Annotated in this window: 2 protein-coding genes and 1 pseudogene; all 3 read right to left on the reverse strand. The window is 66.9% G+C overall.

The features are described from left to right. Positions 1-262, reverse strand: a 262-nt coding sequence (locus JOZ00_RS11305; protein ID WP_293343799.1) for an acetolactate decarboxylase, incomplete at its 3' end; no start/stop codon positions are given. 5 nt (positions 263-267) lie between these two features. Beyond that, entirely contained in the window at positions 268-1,941 is a 1,674-nt protein-coding gene (gene alsS, locus JOZ00_RS11310) for an acetolactate synthase AlsS (RefSeq protein WP_293343801.1), read from the reverse strand. A 23-nt stretch (positions 1,942-1,964) separates the two neighbouring features. After that, positions 1,965-2,429: pseudogene (locus tag JOZ00_RS11315) on the reverse strand (FAD-dependent oxidoreductase); the annotation flags it as partial.

A 2,429-nucleotide genomic window follows, 5' to 3' on the forward strand; every position in this document is an offset into this window, starting at 1 on the left:
GGGTGGCGGTGCCATCGGAACGCAACCGGTAGCACACGCCGTCGAGGATCACCATCTCGCCGTCCAGGTGGTTGAAGGTGCCCAGGCCGAAGTCACCGTGGCGCAGCAGGTCGGCGACGGTGGCGTCGCCGTCGTAGACCCCTTCCAAGAGAGCGCTGATCGTCGAGAACTGATACACCTCGGCGTCGTGGGCGTGTTGATGGTTGAGAAGCGTTGCGGCCCAATGCCGGAATCGTTCGTACGCGCCTGAATGTTTGTCCATGGTCCTTATTCGAATGGGTCGTCGTGTAATTCCGCGGCCAGGTCGACGTTGTGGCTGTAGTCGACCGGAACATCGATCAGGGAGGGTCCGTCTTCGGCCAGCGCTTGGCGCAACGTGGCACCGAACTCGTCCAGCGTCTTCACCCGGTAACCGCGCGCGCCGAATGCCGCAGCGTAGGAGACGATGTCGTAGTCCCCGAGTTGGACGCCGGATTTGCGGCCGTATTTGAGGAGTTCCTGGAAGGCGACCATGTCATAGGTGTTGTCACGCAGGATGATGTGGGTGAAGGTCAATCCCAGCCGGGTGGCCGTCTCGAGTTCCTGGGCGGAGAACAGGAATCCGCCGTCGCCGGACACCGACACGACGGGGGTGCCGGGCCGCACCAGGCAGGCGGCCATCGCCCAGGGTAACGCCACCCCGAGGGTCTGTTGACCGTTGGAGAACAACAGCCTCCTGGGCTCGTAGACGCGGAAGTGGCGGGCCATGTAGATGTAGACCGAACCGATGTCGCAGGTGATGGTCGCGTCGTCGCCGAGTTCCTCGCGGAGTCGCAAGACAACGGCGACCGGATTCAGCCCGGCACCGCCAGCATCTTCACTGCGCGCGGCGATGTCTATGTCGGCCAGCGCTTTTCGCTGCCGGGCGATCTCATTCTGGTAGTCATTGGTGAGGGTGAGCTGGTCCAGACTCTCGGTCAGCGTCGTGAGGGTGGCTGCGACGTTTCCGACCAGCTCGCAGGCCGGCTGATAGTTGTTGTCGATCTCGGCCGGGACGGAGTCGATGTGCACGATCGTGCGCTCGACGTTGTTGTTCCAGAGCACCGGATCGTATTCGACGGCGTCATATCCAACGGTGACTAAGACGTCGGAGTGGCCGACGATGAGGTCACCCGGCTGGTTGCGGAAAAGTCCCACCCGGCCCAGGAAGTGATCCTCCAGCGCACGGGAGACGACGCCGGCGGCCTGAAACGTCTCCACGACGGGAAGCCCGGTTGCGGCCACCAGCGCACGCAGGGTCCGGCAGCTGTCCGGGTCGGCGCCGCGGATACCGACCAGCAGCGCCGGGCGCCGCGCCGCGCGAATCAACTCGGCCGCCTTGGCGACCGCGGGAGCGGGCGCGCTCGCCAGTGGCGGGATCGGCAGCCGGGCCGTAATGCCGGCCGTCGTCGGTGCGGCAAGCACGTCGGCCGGCAACACGACGGCCGCAGCGCCGTGCGGTTCGCGCACTGCAGCCCGAAAGGCGCCGACGGTGGCCTCGGCGACGTCGTCGGGATCGCTGACCTCTCCGGTGAACTTGGTGACCGCCCGCAGCAGCGCGGCGGCGTCCATCGACTGATGGGTGCGCTTGAGCCGGTCCTTGCGGCCGACCGCCCCGCACAGCGCGACCACCGGGTCTTGTTCGGTGTTCGCGGTAAGCAGGCCGGTGGCCAGGTTCGTAGTGCCGGGGCCGGACGTCACGAGCACCACCCCCGGGGTGCCGGTGAGACGCCCGATCGCCCCGGCCATGAACGCCGCGTTTTGTTCGTGACGGCACACCACCACCTGCGGGCCACCGTCGAGGAGGGCGTCGTACACGGCGTCGATCTTCGCGCCGGGCACACCGAAGACGTACTGGACACCCTGCGCCGTCAACACGTCGACGACTTTTTGCGCGCTGCGCACGGGCTCGGTGGATTTCACACAGCCCAGTCTGGCCGCTGGCGCTACTTTCCGCGAGGCGCCGGTCCGAACCAGCGTTTCAGCGCTTGGTGCAGGCTCGTTTCGGCCGCCGGCCCGAATGTGTCTGTAGCCCAGGCAACATAGCCGTCAGGGCGGATCAGCATGGCCTTGGGAGAGGGCTCAGCGGGCCGGTCGGCCATGCCGGCGACGACGACGTCGACGCGATCGGCCCAGCCGCGCACCGCCGGTGCCACGCTGCCGTCCAGGTCGAGCAAGATCGGGCGGGCGTCATGGAGCAGTTCGGAGACGCGTCGGCCGTCGTCGAATGTCAGGTCCGGAACCAGCCGGCCCGACAACGGGTGATCGTCGCCCACGTCGTACCTCACATCAGAGCCGGCGAGCAGCTCCGCCATGTGCTTTTGCGCGTCCGGGATGGCGAACAGTTCACCCAACAGGGCTCGCAGCTGTGTGACTTCGGGCCCTGGCGCCATCAGCGCGGTCTGCGCGAG

It is taken from the genome of Mycobacterium sp. (assembly GCF_019243155.1).
Classification (GTDB): Bacteria; Actinomycetota; Actinomycetes; order Mycobacteriales; family Mycobacteriaceae; genus Mycobacterium.